The organism is Specibacter cremeus (assembly GCF_003946885.1).
Taxonomy (GTDB): Bacteria; Actinomycetota; Actinomycetes; order Actinomycetales; family Micrococcaceae; genus Specibacter; species Specibacter cremeus.
The window spans coordinates 17,001-34,105 of the sequence record NZ_RWKQ01000032.1 but is presented as its reverse complement, the minus strand read 5'-3'; the positions used below and the strand labels follow the sequence as shown (position 1 = coordinate 34,105).

The 17,105-nt window shown below is 70.8% G+C and carries 15 protein-coding genes; 6 read left to right on the top strand and 9 right to left on the bottom strand.

Annotated features, from left to right (window positions below; translation table 11 throughout):
- Window positions 1–21 precede the first annotated feature (21 nt).
- Window positions 22–1,308, top strand: coding sequence for an NAD(P)-binding protein (locus EJC77_RS13090; protein ID WP_125613310.1), 1,287 nt, complete (start codon window positions 22–24; stop codon window positions 1,306–1,308).
- Between the two features lie 329 nt (window positions 1,309–1,637).
- On the opposite strand, the gene EJC77_RS13085 is transcribed toward EJC77_RS13090, so the two are convergent.
- Entirely contained in the window at window positions 1,638–2,522 is an 885-nt protein-coding gene (locus tag EJC77_RS13085; RefSeq protein ID WP_125613308.1) for a polyphosphate kinase 2 family protein, read from the bottom strand.
- 29 nt (window positions 2,523–2,551) lie between these two features.
- The gene (locus EJC77_RS13080; RefSeq protein WP_125613306.1) at window positions 2,552–3,769 is read right to left on the bottom strand and encodes a pyridoxal phosphate-dependent aminotransferase; all 1,218 of its coding nucleotides are present in this window, start codon (window positions 3,767–3,769) and stop codon (window positions 2,552–2,554) included.
- Window positions 3,770–3,955: 186 nt separating this feature from the next.
- On the opposite strand from EJC77_RS13080, the gene EJC77_RS13075 reads away from it, so the two are divergent.
- Entirely contained in the window at window positions 3,956–4,969 is a 1,014-nt protein-coding gene (locus EJC77_RS13075; RefSeq protein ID WP_125613304.1) for a LacI family DNA-binding transcriptional regulator, read from the top strand.
- 258 nt (window positions 4,970–5,227) lie between these two features.
- On the opposite strand, the gene EJC77_RS13070 is transcribed toward EJC77_RS13075, so the two are convergent.
- From EJC77_RS13070 to EJC77_RS13055, 4 genes are all read right to left on the bottom strand, one after another.
- A complete protein-coding gene (locus tag EJC77_RS13070; protein WP_125613302.1) occupies window positions 5,228–5,512 on the bottom strand; it encodes a hypothetical protein in 285 nt (94 codons plus the stop codon).
- Between the two features lie 219 nt (window positions 5,513–5,731).
- The gene (locus EJC77_RS13065; protein WP_125613300.1) at window positions 5,732–6,685 is read right to left on the bottom strand and encodes an ABC transporter substrate-binding protein; all 954 of its coding nucleotides are present in this window, start codon (window positions 6,683–6,685) and stop codon (window positions 5,732–5,734) included.
- A 72-nt stretch (window positions 6,686–6,757) separates the two neighbouring features.
- Entirely contained in the window at window positions 6,758–8,572 is a 1,815-nt protein-coding gene (locus EJC77_RS13060) for a glycoside hydrolase family 35 protein (RefSeq protein WP_240630235.1), read from the bottom strand.
- A gap of 85 nt (window positions 8,573–8,657) precedes the next feature.
- A complete protein-coding gene (locus tag EJC77_RS13055; RefSeq protein WP_338069478.1) occupies window positions 8,658–9,566 on the bottom strand; it encodes an N-acetylglucosamine kinase in 909 nt (302 codons plus the stop codon).
- A 17-nt stretch (window positions 9,567–9,583) separates the two neighbouring features.
- On the opposite strand from EJC77_RS13055, the gene EJC77_RS13050 reads away from it, so the two are divergent.
- Entirely contained in the window at window positions 9,584–10,621 is a 1,038-nt protein-coding gene (locus EJC77_RS13050) for a nitronate monooxygenase (protein WP_125613298.1), read from the top strand.
- 70 nt (window positions 10,622–10,691) lie between these two features.
- Here the strand turns inward: EJC77_RS13050 and EJC77_RS13045 are convergent, their stop codons facing one another.
- Window positions 10,692–11,645, bottom strand: a complete 954-nt coding sequence (locus tag EJC77_RS13045; RefSeq protein ID WP_125613296.1) for a LysR family transcriptional regulator — start codon at window positions 11,643–11,645, stop codon at window positions 10,692–10,694.
- A 52-nt stretch (window positions 11,646–11,697) separates the two neighbouring features.
- Between EJC77_RS13045 and EJC77_RS13040 the strand changes: the two genes are divergently transcribed.
- Entirely contained in the window at window positions 11,698–12,963 is a 1,266-nt protein-coding gene (locus tag EJC77_RS13040; RefSeq protein ID WP_125613387.1) for an MFS transporter, read from the top strand.
- Here the strand turns inward: EJC77_RS13040 and EJC77_RS13035 are convergent.
- A complete protein-coding gene (locus tag EJC77_RS13035) occupies window positions 12,944–14,107 on the bottom strand; it encodes a trans-sulfuration enzyme family protein (protein WP_125613294.1) in 1,164 nt (387 codons plus the stop codon). The two genes, EJC77_RS13040 and EJC77_RS13035, sit on opposite strands and share 20 nt — an antisense overlap.
- Window positions 14,108–14,259: 152 nt before the next feature.
- On the opposite strand from EJC77_RS13035, the gene EJC77_RS13030 reads away from it, so the two are divergent.
- Together EJC77_RS13030 and EJC77_RS13025 are read left to right on the top strand one after the other, a co-directional pair.
- The gene (locus tag EJC77_RS13030) at window positions 14,260–14,769 is read left to right on the top strand and encodes an Lrp/AsnC family transcriptional regulator (RefSeq protein WP_125613385.1); all 510 of its coding nucleotides are present in this window, start codon (window positions 14,260–14,262) and stop codon (window positions 14,767–14,769) included.
- 132 nt (window positions 14,770–14,901) lie between these two features.
- Window positions 14,902–15,834, top strand: a complete 933-nt coding sequence (locus tag EJC77_RS13025; RefSeq protein ID WP_125613292.1) for an endonuclease domain-containing protein — start codon at window positions 14,902–14,904, stop codon at window positions 15,832–15,834.
- Window positions 15,835–15,872: 38 nt separating this feature from the next.
- Here the strand turns inward: EJC77_RS13025 and EJC77_RS13020 are convergent, their stop codons facing one another.
- Window positions 15,873–17,105, bottom strand: a complete 1,233-nt coding sequence (locus EJC77_RS13020) for an MFS transporter (protein ID WP_125613290.1) — start codon at window positions 17,103–17,105, stop codon at window positions 15,873–15,875.

Below are 17,105 nucleotides of genomic sequence, written 5' to 3'. Positions count from 1 at the left end.
AAAACGGAAAGGGGAACGGGCATGGTCACGCACCACCTCAAGGCGGACTACCTGGTGGTCGGTTCCGGTGCCGCTGGCATGGCGTTCACCGACGCGCTGATCGCCGATGCCGACGTGGATGTAGTCATGGTGGATCGGCGCCACGCGCCCGGCGGGCATTGGAACGACGCTTACCCGTTCGTGCGCCTGCACCAGCCGTCGGCCTACTACGGGGTGAACTCGCTGCCGCTCGGCGACGACGTGATCGATGACGACGGCCTGAACGCCGGCATGTACGAACAGGCGAACGCGGCCGAGATCTGCGGCTATTACGACCGGGTGATGCGCCGGAGCCTGCTGCCGTCGGGGTCGGTGCGGTACCACCCGATGTGCGAGGTCGTCGGCGACGGGCACTTCGTCTCCCGCGTCTCGGGAGATGAGTTCCGGGTCGAGGTGCGGAAGGCGCTGGTCGACGCCGCCTACCTTGAGCCGGCGATCCCGGCAACGTTCACGCCGACGTTCGACGTGGCATCCGACGTGCGATGCCTCCCCGTCAACGCGCTCGTGCGCGTCGCTGAGTCGCCCGCGGATCGCTTCGTCGTCATCGGCGCGGGCAAGACGGCCATCGACGCCTGTCTGTGGTTGCTGCAGACCGGGGTCGAGCCCGATGCGATCCGCTGGATCAAACCGCGCGAGGCGTGGCTTCGCAACCGCTTCTACGCGCAGGGTGGCGAACTGGTCGGCAACCTGATCGACGGTATCGCCCTGCAACTGGAGGCCGCGGCCTCCGCAACATCCGTCGACGACCTGTTTGATCGGCTGGAAGGGAGCGGGCAGCTGTTCCGCATCGATGATCGGGTCGCGCCCACGATGTACAAGGCCCCGACGATGAGCACCGCCGAGCTCGAGCTGGTCCGGCGCATCGACGATGTCGTGCGCCTCGGGCACGTCCGGCGCATCGCCCGCGACGAGGTCGTGCTCGACGGGGGCACGATCCCGGCCCGACCGGGCGACCTGTACGTGCACTGCGCCGCGCCCGGCCGGGACATCCGCGAGAAGAACCGATTGTGCCCGCCGAACCGGTTGCCCGATGCTCCACTCGACTGGGTGCGAGGTATCGCCATCGAGATGGGCGCCGACCGCGTCTGGTCGAAGGAGCCTGACATCGCGAGGTGGCTCGAGGGAGCGCGCCTCAACACCGCCCGTGGGCTGCGGCAGCGTGTCGCCGAACCGCAGGTGCAGGATGCGATGACGCGCTTTCGGGCCTTCGTGCAGCCGGGGCTCGCCAGGCTCGGCACGCTGCTCGCGGATGCCACCGGTTCGAGGTAGCGGACGGTGGCGCCACCGAGGTGCGACCTTGCCGGGAAGCCCTGTTCCGTGGCGCTTGACGTCGACTTCCGCGAGCACTGGGGCCGCTTGCTCGCGGGGGCCTCCCCTGGCTTCCGGTCAATCAGGTACGGGGCGGGGCAACCTCAAATATCTCGCAGATTCCCGCCAGGACCTTCGTGTCCGAAACCAGCCGCGAGGGGCCCCGCCCGAGCTTGCGAGGGTGGGGAGCGGCTGGGGAGCGAAATCACCGCCCGTGGGTCTCGACAAGCTCGACCACCGCCTGGGTCTCGACAGGCTCGACCACCGGGGACGGGGCTCGACCACCGCATTCAGGCCTGGGCGAGCCGGGCCAGCTCGACGGCCACGTCGAAGTGCCCGGACGGCCAGGTCATGTCCAGCGCGGCCAACGCCTCGATGAGGATCTCCTGGACGGCGAGGCGGGCGTACCACTTCCTGTCGGCGGGGACCACATGCCACGGCGCGGCCGGTGTGCTGGTGCGGTCAAAGGCCGCCTGGTAGGCGTCCATGTAGGCCGGCCAGTACGCGCGTTCATCCAGGTCGGTCGTGCTGTACTTCCAATGCTTGGTGGGGTCCGCCAACCGGGCGGCCAGCCGCCGCCTCTGTTCGTCGCCGCCCACGTTGAGCATGACCTTGACCACCGTGGTCCCGGCCGCCGTCAGTTCCGCCTCGAACGCGTTGATGGCCGCGTACCGGCGCCCCAGTTCGGCCGCGTCCGCCCAGCCGTGCACACGGTGGATGAGCACATCTTCGTAATGGGACCGGTCGAACACGCCGACCATGCCGGCGGCCGGGACGTTGGGGCGGATGCGCCACAGGAAGTCGTGGGACTTTTCCTCGTCCGTGGGCGCCTTGAACGATTTCAGCTGCACACCCTGCGGATCCACGGAGCCGACCACGTGCTTGACGATCCCGCCCTTGCCGGCGGTGTCCATGGCCTGCAGCACCAACAGGACGGACCTCGTGCCGCCGAACCGGCTTTCCGCGAACAGCTGCTCCTGCAGCCCCGCCAGGACCCCCGCCCGGGCACCCAGGGCGGCTGCGCCGTCGTTCTTCTTCCCGGTGAATCCAGGCGTGGCGTCGGTGGGCCGGTCAGCCAGCCGGAAGCCGGGATCGGCACGCAGCAATGCGGCCGGGCTCGCCGTGAAGACGCCCTTGTGGGTCCTTGCCTTGCGGGAGCCTGTCTTCGGATTCATGGTGCCGCCTTCCACTTGCCGTTGGTGCGTCAGGGCTTGTACGTGCTCAGGAACTCCGCGATCCGGCCAATGGCCTCCGTCAAATCCTTCACATTGGGCAGCGTGACGAGCCGGAAGTGGTCGGGGCGAACCCAGTTGAACGCCGTTCCGTGGGAGATGAGGATCTTCTGCGATTCGAGCAGGTCGAGGGCGAATTTCTCGTCGCTCGTGATTGGGTACACCTCCGGGTCCAGTTTCGGGAACAGGTACAGGGCCCCCCTGGCCTGGTTCGTGGAGACGCCGGGGATGTCATTGAGCAGGCGGTAGGCGATGTCGCGCTGTTCGCGCAGCCGGCCGCCCGGCAGGATCAGGTCCTCGATGCTCTGGTGGCCGCCCAGCGCCGTCTGGATCGCGTGCTGGCCCGGCACGTTGGCGCACATGCGCATGTTGGCCAGCAGGTTGATGCCCTCCAGGTAGTCGGCGGCCCGGGTCTTGGGCCCCGAAATGGCCAGCCAGCCGGAGCGGTAACCGCAAATCCGGTAGGCCTTGGACAGCCCGCTGAACGTCATGCACAGCACGTCGTCGCCGGTGATGGTGGCCGTGTTGATGTGTTCGGCGTCGTTGTAGAGGATTTTCTCGTAGATCTCGTCCGAGAACACCACCAGTCCGTGCTTGCGGGCCAGCTCGACCATGGCCTGTACGACGTGGCGCGGGTAGACCGCGCCGGTCGGGTTGTTGGGGTTGATGATGACCAGGCCCTTGGTGTTCGGGGTGATCTTCGATTCCAGGTCCGCCAGGTCCGGCCACCACTCGCTGTCCTCGTCGCACAGGTAGTGGACGGGACGGCCGCCGGCCAGGCTGACCGACGCCGTCCACAACGGGTAGTCGGGCGTGGGAACCAGGACCTCGTCCCCGGTGTCCAGCAGCGCCATGAGGGAGAGCGTGATCAGCTCGCTGACGCCATTGCCGAGGTAGACGTCGTCGACGTGGATGTTATGGATGCCGCGCGTCTGGTAGTACTGCACGACGGCGGTCCGGGCCGAGAAGATGCCCCGCGAGTCGCTGTAGCCCTGGGCGTGGGGCAGGTGGCGAATCATGTCCACCAGGATGGCATCCGGCGCCTCGAATCCGAAGGGGGCCGGATTGCCGATGTTCAGCTTCAGGATGCGGTGTCCCTCGGCCTCCATCTTCTGGGCCTGTGCCAGTACTGGTCCGCGGATGTCGTAGAGGACGTTGTGAAGCTTGGTGGACTGGGTGAATTCTGCCATGCTTCAAATATGGCACAGGCGCCGGTACGGCCGGCGCCGCGACGCCCCCAGTTTCGCCCGTGCGAACGGGCCAATGGTCAGGAATTGGCCTTGCGGGCCCTGGGCGGGTGTGGGGCGTGTTACAGCAACAATTACAATGTTAGGCATCACCATCCCCGTCACTGGCGGGCCGACGCCGGGAGGCCCATGCCGGAGCAACAGTTCAGCCGCGGCCCGTCCATGCGCGATGTTGCGGCGCGGGCAGGCGTCTCGGCACAAACCGTTTCGCGCGTGCTCAGCGACCACCCGAACGTGCAGGCCGGAACCCGGGGCAGGGTCTTGGCCGCCGCTGAGGAGCTCGGCTATCGACTCACCCACACGGCGCGCGCCCTCGTGACCGGCAAGTCCATGGCCATCGGGATGCTCACCCTGGCGACGGGCAACTATTCGCGTTCATCGTTGGCGCTGGGGGTGGAACTGGGTGCCCGGCAGGCCGGGTACACGGTCAACTCGGTGACGGCGGACCTGACGGTCCAGAGCCTGACGGACGCCGTCTCGCGTCTGGTCCACCAGGGTGTGGATGGCATCATCATGGCGGCGCCCCTGCTCGAGGCCGCACCGCGCATCCGCGAACTGACGAAGCGGATGCCAACGGTCAGCACGGACGAATCCTCCGACCTGGGGGGCGAGAAGGTTGGCGTCAGCCAGGACGCGGCCACCGTCCTCGCCACCCGGCACCTGCTCGACCTCGGCCACAGGACGGTGTGGCATGTGGCCGGCCCCCCGGACTGGTCGGACGCCGCCACCCGAGAGGCCAGCTGGCGGCGCGCCCTTGAGGCGGCCGGCACCGAGGTCCCCCCGGTCCTGCACGGCGACTGGAGCCCGGCCTCGGGCTACCGGAACGGGCTGATCCTGGGCCGCATGCCCGAGGTCACGGCCGTCTTGGTCGCCAGCGACGAGATGGCGTTCGGTGTCATCCGGGCGCTGACCGAACTCGGCCGGCGCGTCCCGGATGATGTTTCGGTGGTCGGCATCGACGACATTGCCCTGGCCGCGTACGCGAACCCGCCGTTGACGACGATCCGCCAGGACTTCGAGAACACGGGCCGGCGGGCCGTCGTGCGATTGCTGGCCCAGATCGCCCACCCGGATGAGGCGTTCGTGCCGGACCTGGTGGACCCCGAGTTGATCGTCCGCGGCAGCACGGCCCCGCCGCCGTGAGTCGTTTCAACAATTCCGCATTACCCGTGGGTGTCCGGCCCGGACACCCACGGGAAGTGCGGAACGGATGCTCGGACGTGGTCCTGGCCCGGCCATCCGCGAGAGCGCAGCGCGTTCTGGAAGAGATTCAAGGCGACGGCACCGTGATCACGCATGTCTGCGGCGTAGACCTTGACCTGTTCCCAGCCACGTTCGGCCGTTGTCCTGTCCCGGAACCTGTCCGACGCCGGTTGCTCGGGACTGCGGTGATGCGCCCCTTCATATTCGCCGCACACCCGGAACTTGCGGCACCCGGGCGATGCGCGGCCACGCGAAGGATCGGCGGTGTTCGGATACCAGATGATCCGCGGCCGCGACCGGGTCGTTCAGTGACAGCATGGCTGCCAGGTCCAACCAGGTACGCGCCAATGACGTGACGGGAATGCCGTCCAGGAGCTGGATCTCGTCCGGGCGCAACGCGCGCTCGTGCCCCACCACGCCAACTCGACGCGGCGCCGTGCAGGAGACGGGCCGGGTCAGGTGGATCGTGCTTGCGTTCTGCATCCCGAGCGGCAGCGGCACCCCGCGCCTCGTAGACGGTGAACGCCCGGCGGATGAGGGGTCCGGGAAGGGGCTGGCGGCGGGTCATGCATCCATCGTGGGCCACGATTCGATGGCGCAGAGCGTTATCCAGCCGGGGCCGGGGCTCCCGCAACTGTTCCGCACTCTCCATGGGTGTTTGGCGCCTGCACCCACGGGGAGTGCGCAATGGATGCGGCCGGACTACTGGGCGGCCTTGACCAGGCCCTTCGACGCCAGCCAGAACGCCGCGATCTGCCGCGGCGTCGCATGGTGCTCGCCCCGGGACAGCCCGCGCAGCTGCATCAGGTCGGTCGTGGACAGCTGCGCGGACACCTTGTCCAGCACCTGCCGGACCGCATCCGGCACGGCGCGGGTGTGGACCACCGGCACCAGCTGCTCCACGGCCAGCACGTTCTTCGGGTCCGTGAGCACCACCAGGTCGTTGTCCGGGACCGCCGGGGACGCACCCTGCAGGTCGGCCACCTGGACCTCGTCACGCAGCAGCGCCATCAGCAGGGCGTCCTGGGTGTTGGGCAGGGACCGGACCGTCGCCGGCCGGCAGCCGTACGTCTTCTCCAGCGCCGCGAGCCCGGAACCGCGTGCCCGGAACGTCTCGGGCGCGCCGAGCACCACCTTGTCGCACACCTTGGCCAGGTCGTCGATGGTCTTGAGGTTGTATTTCTGGGCCGTCACCTGCGTGACCACAAGCGTTTCGTTGTCCTCGGCCTTGGCCGGCTGGGTCATCGCGACGCCCGCGGGCAGACTGGCGGCCAGGGCTGTGAGCTGGTCGGCCGGCGTCCGGGCGACGCTGGCCGGGCCCACCGACCGCAGCAGGGATCCGGTGAATTCCGGGACGATGTCAACGGCACCGCTCGCCAGCCTCGTCACCAGCGAGGCACCCGTGGGATCGTCCGTGCTCACGACCGTCTTGATGCCGGCCGCCTCCAGCGCCGCCGCATACACGTACGCCACGATGTCCTGCTCCCCCGCGTTCCCGGTGTCCGGGAGGTCGGCGGCGGCGATGACCAGGGGCTTGGCGTCGTTGCTCCTGGTGGCCGATGGCACGGCGACGATCGGTTCGGGCGTGCAGCCGGTGACCACCGTAACGGCCAGCAGCGCGGCGGCGGCCACGGCGCCGAGTCGGCTTGCGCGCATGCCTGCGACCTCCTGGAGCGGCTGGACTGGTGGTTGGACGGCGCCCGCCCAACCACCAATTCTAGCCAATCGTCAGATTAATTCCTCCACCTGGCCCACCCGGCCGGCGCCCAGGTCGGGCCGGTCGCGCAATTGGAGCGGACCGCCGTCGTGCTCCAGTTCCAGCACGGTGACGCTGTTCGCCCCGGTGCGCAGCAGCGGCGCCGGGGCGTACAGCGTCACCTGCGGCCCACGTTCCCAGTACCGTCCGAGCAGGAACCCGTTGAGCCACACGAAGCCCTTCCCGAAGCCCGGCAGCGCCAGGTGCGTGTCGGCGGGCGTGTCGACGGTGAAGCGCGCGTGGTGGAACCCGGCGCCGCGGTGCCCGCCCACGGGGCCCGTCCCGCGTGACAGCAGTTCCGGCAGCGGCGCCTGCAGGTCGATGGCCCGGTGTTCCCAATGGAACACGTAGCGCTGGTTGACCAGGACACCGCCGAGGATGCCCTTGCCCTCGCCGAACCGCGGCCCGTAGTTGATGCGGCCCAGGTTCTCGACCAGGATTTCCAGCCGGGCCCGTTCCCCGGCACCCGCCACCGCCAGTCCGGCGTCGGCCGTGCCGTCGTCGAGCACGCCGGCGAACACGCCGTCGACCCAGACATGGGCGCGGTCGTGCAGGCCGCGGATCCGCAGGCGCGCCTCGCCGGCCGGCAGCACGGCGGTGGCCGCGTAGTGCACCAGGCCGCGGTCCAGGCCCAGCTGCTCGAACGTGAGCGGCCTGAGCCCGGATACCGGGTCGCCGGCGCGCATGAACGCCTCCAGCGTGGTCCCGCGCACGACGGCGAGTTCCCGGCTTGGCAGTGTTGGCGCCGGTTGGGTGAGGGCCGCCGGCAGCGGGGTGGGCGTCCGGCCGGCGGCGGCCAGGAACACCTCGCGCATGGCGTGGAACTTGGCGGTCAGGTGGCCGTCCTCGGCGATCGGGGCGTCCGAGTCGTAGCTGGTCACGGTCGGCTGGAGGAGGCCGTCGCCGCCGGTGTTGGCGCCGGATGCGAGACCGAAGTTCGTGCCGCCGTGGGCCATGTACAGGCAGACATGGCCGCCCAGGTCGGTGATCTTGCGGACCTCGGTGGCCGCTTCCACGGCATCCCGGGCGTGGTGCTGTTCGCCCCAGTGGTCGAACCAGCCGTTCCAGAATTCCGCGGCCAGGAACGGCTCGCCGGGGCGCCGGCGCCGCCACACGGCCACCGATTCGTCGCCGCGCGAGCCGAGCGTCGCGGCCGCCCACGTGTCCGGCAGGGCGCCGCCGTCCAGGTAGTAGTCCGTGCCGCCGTCGGCCGTGAACAGGATTTCGGTGATGCCGCGCCCGGCCAGTGCGTCCCGGGTCCATTCCAGGTAGGCCCGGTCGTCGCCGTAGCTGCCGTATTCGTTCTCGATTTGCACGGCGACGACGGGGCCGCCGTGCCGGGCCTGCAGCGGTTCGAGTACCGGCATGAGGGCGTCGAACCAGGTCCCCACGATCCTCGTGAACTTCGGGTCGGAGGAGCGCGGGACCAGGCCGGGGTCGGCGAGCGCCCAGGCCGGGAAACCGCCATTGTCCCATTCGGCGCAGATGTACGGCCCGGGGCGGACGATCACATCCAGGCCGGCCTCCCCCGCCAGCGTGATGAAGCGGGCCAGGTCGCGCCAGCCGGTGAAGTCCGGGGCCTGGTCGCGGTACGGCTGGTGGAAATTCCACGCCACGTACGTGTCGAGTGTATTGGCGCCCATGGCCACGAGGCGGTCGATGCGGTCCCGCCATTGGTCCGGGTGGACGCGGAAGTAGTGGATGGCGCCGGCCAGGATCCGGTGCGGTGCGCCGTCCCGAAGGAGGGTGCCGTCAGCGATGGACAGGGCGGGGTCGGCGTTCGGCACGGGCGCTCCAGGTGTTCAACGGCGGGTTGTTATGCATAACAACTCTAGCTGGCCGTGGTGCGCCCGTCCATGCGCCGAAGCCAGGTCACCTCCGCGGTGCGCCGGCGACCAGCAGCGGCACGCCAAGAATCGGGTCCTTGTCGAGGACGCGGACGTCGGTCAGGCCGGCGGCGGCCAGGTGGCGGCGGAACGCGTCCTGCAGCGGCGGCTGGTTGGAACCCAGGCCGCCGCCCAGCACGATCGGCCCGGCCAGGCCCAGTTGCCGCGCCACCTGCACGGCCATGCCGGCCAGGTCGCGCCCGGCGAGGTCGATCAACTCGAGGGCGCGGGCATGTCCGGCCGCGGCGGCGTCGAAGACGACCGGGGATGTGGCGGCCCAGTAGCGGCGGGTGGTGCCCTGGTGGAAGTGGGCGATCAGCTCGCGCGGTTGCGAGAGCCCGCAGCGTGCCAGCAGGGCGGTCGTCAGCCCGTCGGCGGGCAGGTCCCGGTCCATGCGGTGCAGGCTGTGCCGCACCGCCTCCCGGCCGAACCAGTAGCCGCTGCCCTCGTCGCCTAGCAGGTAGCCCCACCCGCCGGCGCGCACCTGCCCGCCAGCGGCGTTCACGCCCCACGCGGCCGAACCGGTGCCGGCGATGACAGCGACACCGGTGCTGGCGCCGGCGGCGGCCAGCAGCAGCCGGGTGTCGTGGACCACCGTGATGGCGGCGCCCGGCACCTGCGCGGCGATCAGGTTGCGCAGCGCGGCGGCGTCGGCGTCGGTGTCGATCCCGCCGGCGCCGGCGAAGACGGTGGCCGCCCCGTGCACGTCCAGGGCCGCGAACAGCTCGGCCATGTTGGCCTGCGCCGTCGCCGCCGACACGTTCTGCACGTTGGCGCTGCCGACGGTCGCGTCGGCGGCCACGGCGCCACCGCGCCACACCATGCCGCGCGTCTTCGAACCCCCCACGTCGAGGCCCACGACGACCCCGGCCATCCCTGCGTTCTCACTGTTCACGTGCCTAGACTAATGCCATGTTCTCCACCCCCCTGATCGCCGCCCCGATGGCCGGTGGCACCACAACGCCGGCCCTCGTCCATACGGCCCGACGCGCCGGCGCCTATGGGTTCGTCGCCGGCGGCTACCTGACCGCGCAGAGACTGGCCGACCAGATCGCCGCGGTCCGCCGGGACGGGGAGGACTTCGGCGTCAACCTGTTCGTCCCGCGCCCCGAACCGCTCTCCCCCGCGGACGCGGCCGCCCTGGCCCGGTACCGCACCGAACTGGAGGCGGCCGCCGGGCTGCTCGGCTCCACCGTTCCGGCGCGGCCGCCGGCCGCCACGGACCCGGCCGCGCTCGACTACTGGGATGAGAAGGTCGAGCTCCTGCTGGCCGACCCCGTGCCGGTCGTCAGCTTCACGTTCGGCCTGCCGCCGGTCCGGCTCGTCCAACAACTGCACGCCCGGGACACCCGCATCGTGGCGTCCGTGACGACCGTGGCCGAGGCGCGCGCCGCCGCGGACCTCGGCGTGGACGCCCTGGTGGTCCAGCACCCTCACGCCGGCGGGCATTCGGCGGCGTTCCTGCCGCCGGGACCGAATGCCGAAACCGGTACCGACACCATCGCCGAGCTCGTCGCCCGGGTGCGCGCCGCCGTCGACCTTCCCCTGGTCGGGGCGGGCGGCATCGGCGACGCCGCGACGGCCAAGCGCGTGCTCGCGGCCGGCGCCCAGGCCGTCCAGGTCGGCACGGCGCTGCTGCGCACCGATGAGAGCGGGGCCCGGCCGCTGCACAAGGACGCGCTCGCCGACCCGCAGTACACGAGGACGGTCGTGACGCGCGCGTTCACGGGACGGCCCGCCCGGGCGCTGGAGAACGACTTTGCCCGCGCGCATTCGGCCACGGCCCCGGCCGCCTACCCGGAGGTGCACTTCCTGACCGGCCCGTTGCGGGCCGCCGCGGCGGCCGTCGGGAACCCGCAGGCGCTGAATCTGTGGGCCGGGACGGCGTGGCGCCAGGCGCGGCCGGGCCCCGCGGCCGGCATCGTCGAATCGTTCCTGCGCGAGCTGTAGCCGTCCCATCTGTGACGCGGTAAGTGCTGATTTTGGCCGGATTTTCAGCACTTACCGCGTCACAGTTGGGCTATCCGCGGCCGAACGCGGCCTGCAGCACCTCGCGCCCCCCGGTGAGCACCAGGTCTCGGAAGCGCGCCACCTGGCCGGGCTCGTCGGGGCGGTTGCGCCACACCAGGCCGATGCCGCGCCGCGCGGGGGGCTCGTCGATGCGCAGCTCCCGCCAGCCCAGTCCGCTGCGCCGCGGGGTCAGGTGGGCGGGGCCGGTCGGCGGCAGGATGCTCACGCCGAGCCCGGCCGAGACGAGCCCGCGGACTGTGTGCGCGTCCTGCCCCTCGAACGCGATGCGCGGCCGGAACCCGGCGTCCTTGCACAGCTGTTCCACGATCGAACGCAGCCCGTAGCCGGATTCGAGCATGATGAACTTGTCGGCGCGCACCTCCGCGAGCGCCACGCCGTCGCGCCCGGCCAGCCGGTGCCCGCCCGGGACCACGAGCATCAGCTCCTCCGTGTACAGCAGCGCCGTCGGGCGTGCCCGGGTGGGGTCCGGCACCGGCGCGACGACGGCGAAGTCGGCGGTCCCGGCGTCGAGCGCGTCGAGGCAGAACGCCCGGCTGCCCTGCTGCAGGTCGAACCGGACGCCGGGATGGTCGGCCGTGAACCGTTGCAACAGCATGGGCAGGGTCGCCTCGCCGAACGTGTGCTGGAACGCGATGCCGATGCGCCCGTACGACCGTCCCGCCTCCGCGCGCGCCTCGGCGAGCCCCTCCTGCACGCGGTCGAGGGCCGCGTTGACGTGCGGGATGAGCGCCAGCGCGGCGGGCGTCAGGCGCACGCCGCGCCCCTGCCGGGTGATCAGCGGGGTGCCGACGACGGCGGCGGCCCGGGACAGCGCGCGGCTCACCGTGGGCTGGGGTATGCCGAGCAGCTCCGCCGTGGCGGTGATCTGGCCGCTACTGCCCAGTTCCGCCAGCAGCGGCAGAACGGGCAGCAGTTTCACGAGGTCGGCATAGTCGTCGCGCATGCGTCCATCGAACCACAAAGCATGACTCATTCGCATGGATTTGCGCCTATTCATGTATTGGACGCATGCCTTGGCGTGGCCCTACCGTGGAATCGTGACTGAGACCATCACCGCCGGCCCCTGGACCGGCCACCTGCACGGCAGCGTCGGCTACCGGCGCGTGCTGGCCGCGCTGGCCTGCGCCGGGGTGGCCACGTTCGCCCAGCTGTACTCCGTGCAGGGCCTGCTGCCGCTCATGGCGCGCGACCTGCAGATCACCGCCACGCAGGCGTCGTTGTCCGTGTCCGCCGCGACGATGGGCCTGGCCGTGACGGTGCTGCCGTGGTCGTTCGCCGCGGACCGGTTCGGCCGGGTGCGCACCATGGGCGCCGCCATCCTGCTCGCGACCGTGTTCGGCCTGCTCGTCCCGGCGGCACCCACGTTCGGGGTGCTGGTGGTCCTGCGCACGCTCGAGGGCGCGGCGCTGGGCGGGATCCCGGCCCTGGCGCTGGCCTATCTCAACGAGGAGATCAGCCGGAAGCACGCGGCGGCCGCGGCGGGCGCATACGTCGCCGGCACCACGATCGGCGGACTGTCAGGCCGGCTCATCGCCGGGCCCGTGGCCGATGCGTTCGACTGGCGGATCGCCACCTTGGCCGTGTCCGTGCTGGCCGCCGGCGCCGCGATCGGGTTCCTGTCCCTGGCCCCGCAACCGCACGGGTTCCGCCCGTCCGCCATGCCCGGCGGGTTCGGCGGCGTGCTGGCCAGGCTCGTGCCGCAATTGCGCAGCCGCTCCCTGCTGGCGCTCTACGCCCAGGCATTCCTGCTGATGGGCACGTTCGTCACCGTGTACAACTACCTGGGCTTCCGGCTGGAGGCGTCCCCGTACCTGCTGCCGGCGACCGCCGTCGGGCTGCTGTTCCTGGCGTACCTGGCCGGCACCGTCTCGTCCCGCGCCGTGGCGACGCTCGCCGCCCGGTGGGGCCTGCGCACCGTGCTGCTGGGTTCGATCACGCTGATGGTGGCCGGGTTGGCCGTGACGCTGGCGTCCCCGCTGGTGCTGATCCTGGCCGGGCTTCTCGTGTTCACGGCCGGGTTCTTCGGCGCGCACAGCATCGCGTCCGGGTGGACGGGGGCCATGGGCGTGACCGGCCGGGCACAGGCGGCGGCGCTGTACAACCTGAGCTACTACGCCGGGTCCAGCATCGTGGGCTGGTCGGCCGGATTCGTGTTCCAAGCGTTCGGCTGGGCGGCGCTGGCCGGGGTGCTGGCCGTGCTGGCCGGCGTATCCGCCGCGGTGGCGCTGGCCCTGCCGCGGGCTACCGCGACGCCTCGATAGCCTGCACCAGGTCCGCCGCGATGTCGTCCGGGTCCTCGAGGCCCACCGAGACGCGCAGCATGGTGGCGTGCGGTTTGGCGTCGGCGGCGACGGGGCGGTGCGTCAGTCCGGCCGGATGCTGGACGAGCGTGTCCACCCCGCCCAGGGACACCGCATGCGTGGCGAGCCGGACGAACGCCGGCATGCGTTCGGCGTGCCCGGCGGACGCCAGTTCCAGTGACAGCAGCGACCCGGATCCCGCCATCTGCGTGCCCACCAGGCCCAGCGGATCCCCCTCCGGCAGTCCCGGGTACAGCACCCGGGCGACGGCCTCGTGCCCGGCCAGCGCGGCCGCCACCTTCGCGGCATTGTCCTGCTGGGCCCGTACCCGCACCGGCAGCGTGGCCAGGCCGCGATGCAGCAGGTAGGCGGGCCAGGGGCCGAGCAGGCCTCCGGTCACGGCGCGCACCCGGCGCAGCCGGGACGCCCAATCCGCGTCCGCGGCCACGACGCCGCCCATCGCGTCGCCGTGGCCGCCGATGAACTTCGTGGCGCTGTGCAGCACGAGCGCGGCACCGTGGTCCAGCGGGCGCTGCAGCACGGGTGTGGCGAACGTGTTGTCGACCAGGACGGGGACGCCGTCGGCGGCGCGCACGAGGACGGCAATGTCGAGCAGCCGAAGGTCCGGGTTGGCCGGGGTCTCGGCGACGACGAGTCCGGTGTCCGGACGCAGTGCGGCGTGCACCCCGTCCGGTGAGACGAACGTGACATCGGTACCCAGCAATCCGGTGGCCAGCACGTGGTCGGTGCCGCCGTACAACGGGCGCACCGCCACGACGTGCGGCTTGCCGCCCGCCACGACCGCCAGCAGGACGGCGGCCATGGCGGCCATGCCGGAGGCGAAGGACACCGCCTCCTCGGCGTGCTCCAGCAGGGCCAGCCCCTGCTCGAACCGGCCCACGGTGGGATTCCACAGGCGCTGGTATACGGTGCTGGCGCCCGCGGCCGGGACGCCACCGCCGGCCAGCCGCTCATAGGCGAGCCCGCCGGCCTCGACGTCGGTCAACGGCGCCGTCGTCGACAGGTCCAGGGGCAGCGCGTGCACGCCCAGCTCCGTCAGGTCGTCGCGCCCCGCATGCACGGCTTGGGTGTCCGGACCCCACATGGCCTTGCCCCCTTCCCACCGGCGCTTCAGCCGGAGATTCGTTCATCATTTCCGGAAAGTATGACGCATATGTTCGGTGATTTGATAGAGTAGTGAACTAATAGCGTGAATTTGCCCACAATTCACGGCAAGTGAACAATCAGGAGGACCCCATGGCGTCACCGGCGAAGAATATTCGGCGCGATCCGGCGGCGACCTACGCGACCGAGCCGCTTGACGCCGTCGACCGCCAGATCATCGACGTGCTCGTGGCCGATGCGCGCATCACCAACCGGGACCTGGCCGAGGCCGTGGGCATCGCCCCGTCAACGGCGCTCATGCGCACGCGCTCGCTGGTGGAGCGCGGCGCGATCGAGGGTTTCGCGGCAAAACTGAACCTGGCCGCGATCGGCCGGTCCGTCCAGGCCCTCATCGCGGTGCGGCTGCGCGCCCACGACCGCGACCAGATCGACGCGTTCACGTCGCGCGTGCCGCGGCTGCCGGAGGTGCTCTCCACGTTCCACACGTCCGGTTCGGTGGACTACCTGCTGCACATCGCCGTCGTCGACACGGATGCCCTGCGTGACTGGGTGCTGGACAACCTGACGACCGATCCGGCGGTCGGCAACACCGAGACGACCCTCGTGTTCAAGCACATCCCCGGGCACGCCGGCCCGCTCTGACCACCCAACTGGTGGACAGTAGTTGCTCGTTTTCCGCCAATTTCCAGCAACTGCGGTCCACCAGTTGGATGGCGGGGACTGATCTGTGGATAACCTCCGCCAGCCGCGCCGTGACCTTGCCATGATGGGCTCATGTTCGATCCCGCGAAGTTCCCACCCGAGTTGCTGGCCGGTCCGTTCACGATGCAGCGTGCCCAAGAACTGGGGGTCAGCTACGGAAAGCTCCGGCACGCCCGTCTCGTCAGGCTCAGCCGCGGCATCAGAATGCTCGACGACGGCAATGTGTCACTTGCGTTGCTGACCATGCCGTATACGCAGGTCACCGGGTACTCGGCCGCCTCGCATGCGACCGCGTTCGAAATCTGGGAGCTCCCGGGCTTCATGCCCGGCACGGGGACCGAGGACATCCACATCACCCGCCAGGCGCCGCACCGGGCCCAGCGGCGTCGGGGCGTGGTCGGCCACATGACCCAGTTCCGCAACGACGAGGTGGTGCGGCTCGGCCAATTGTGGATCACCACCCGGGTGCGAACGTGGCTGGACTGCTCACGACGAATGAGCGTGACCGAGCTCGCCGTGGCCGCCGACCACCTGTTGCGCATCCCACGCCCGGAATTCGAGTTCCGCGACCAACCGTATGCGACGCGCAACCAGCTGGACTGGATGCTCGACCGGCACAAGGGCGCGCCGGGCATCCAGAAGGCCCGCATTGCGTTGGAGCTGGCACGCGTCGGGTCCGACTCGGCCCAGGAGACCCGCCTGCGCCTGGCCCTGGTTTCGGCCGGCCTGCCAGAACCGCGATTGAATGTGCATGTCGCGCTGGCCCCCGGCGTCACGCGCGTCCCGGACCAGTCGTTTCCCGAGTACCGCGTGGCCGTGGAGTACGACGGCGGCAACCACGCCGATCCGGACCAGGTCGTCCGTGACATCGCCCGTGCGGAGGACTATGCGGCCGCTGGATGGATCGAGGTCAGGATTTCCAAACGGCACATGGCCGATGGCGCGCGTGGTGCGGTCCGCGCGGTGCGCAACGCCCTGCGCCAGCGCGGCTGGCCCGGAAAGTAGTGGTCACTTGCTGCACGTTTTCGGCGGATTTCGTGCAACTACCGTCCACCAGTTGGGTGGCGGACGGACACCACGGCCAGGACGGCGCAGGCCGCGGCGACGGCCGTCGCGAACCACGCGACACAACCCTGCAGGTCCCACACCCGCACAGCCATGCCCAAACCCAGGACCGGGAGGGCACTGCCCAGGTACGTCACGATGTACACGGCCGAGACAATCTGCGCCTGCCGGCCCGGTTCGGCCGCGCCGGCCACGTTGTTGAACACGACCCGGAACGCGACGCCCTGGCCGAGCCCGGCACCCATGCCGGCGGCCACGAGCAGCCACGGCGACCCGACGGCGCCCGCCACGGCGAACAACACCACGGACGCGCCCAGCACCAGCAGCCCGGCCGGGACCAGGAACCGGCCGCGCAGCGACACGAGCTGGCTGAGCGCCGAACACGCCAGCGTCAGCGCCGCCAGCAGGCCGATGACCGGACGGGAATCCGCGTGCATGATGTGCGCGAAATACCCCGGCGCCAGGGACAGGCAGAACCCGAACACGGCGAAGCTGAGGAACCCGGTCAGCGCCGCCATCCAGAACGTGCCCCGGGCCCGGCGGGACACGGTCGGGCGGCGCGGCAACAGCACCGCGGGCCCCCGCCCGGACGCGCCGATGGCGGGACGCGCATCGAGCAGCAGCAATGGCACCAGCAGCGCGGCCAGCACGATCGAATGGACCAGGAACGGAGCCTGGCTGCCGTCCGGCAGCAGCGACAGCAGCCCACCGGCCACCGGCCCCACCGCCACCCCGCCGGAGGACGCGAGCAGCGTGAACCGCGACGCCCACTCCGGGCGCGCCGGCAGGAGCTCGCGCAGCGCCGCCGCGCTGGCCCCGGTGGCGAGGGCCACGGCGAGACCTTGCAGGGCGCGGCCGAGCACCAGCAGCGGCAGGCTGCCGGCCAGCCCGAACACGAGGCCGCCGGCGAGGCCGACGACGACGGCCAGCACCAGCGCGGCCCGCCTGCCGATGTGGTCGGACCAGTGCCCGAAGAGCACGAGGCCGCCGATGAGCGAGAGCACATACGCGCTGAACGCCACGGTCAGCCCGAACGAATCGAAGCCGAGCCGGGCCTGCAGGAGCGGATACAGCGGCGTGGCCAGGTTCGCCCCGACGAGCAGCACGAAGATGACGGTGCCTGCCAGCACCAGGCGCGTCACCGTGGACGCATCCCACGCGCGGGCAGGACGGGAGGGCGGCCGCATCCGCAGTTCACGCAGTACCGTCAT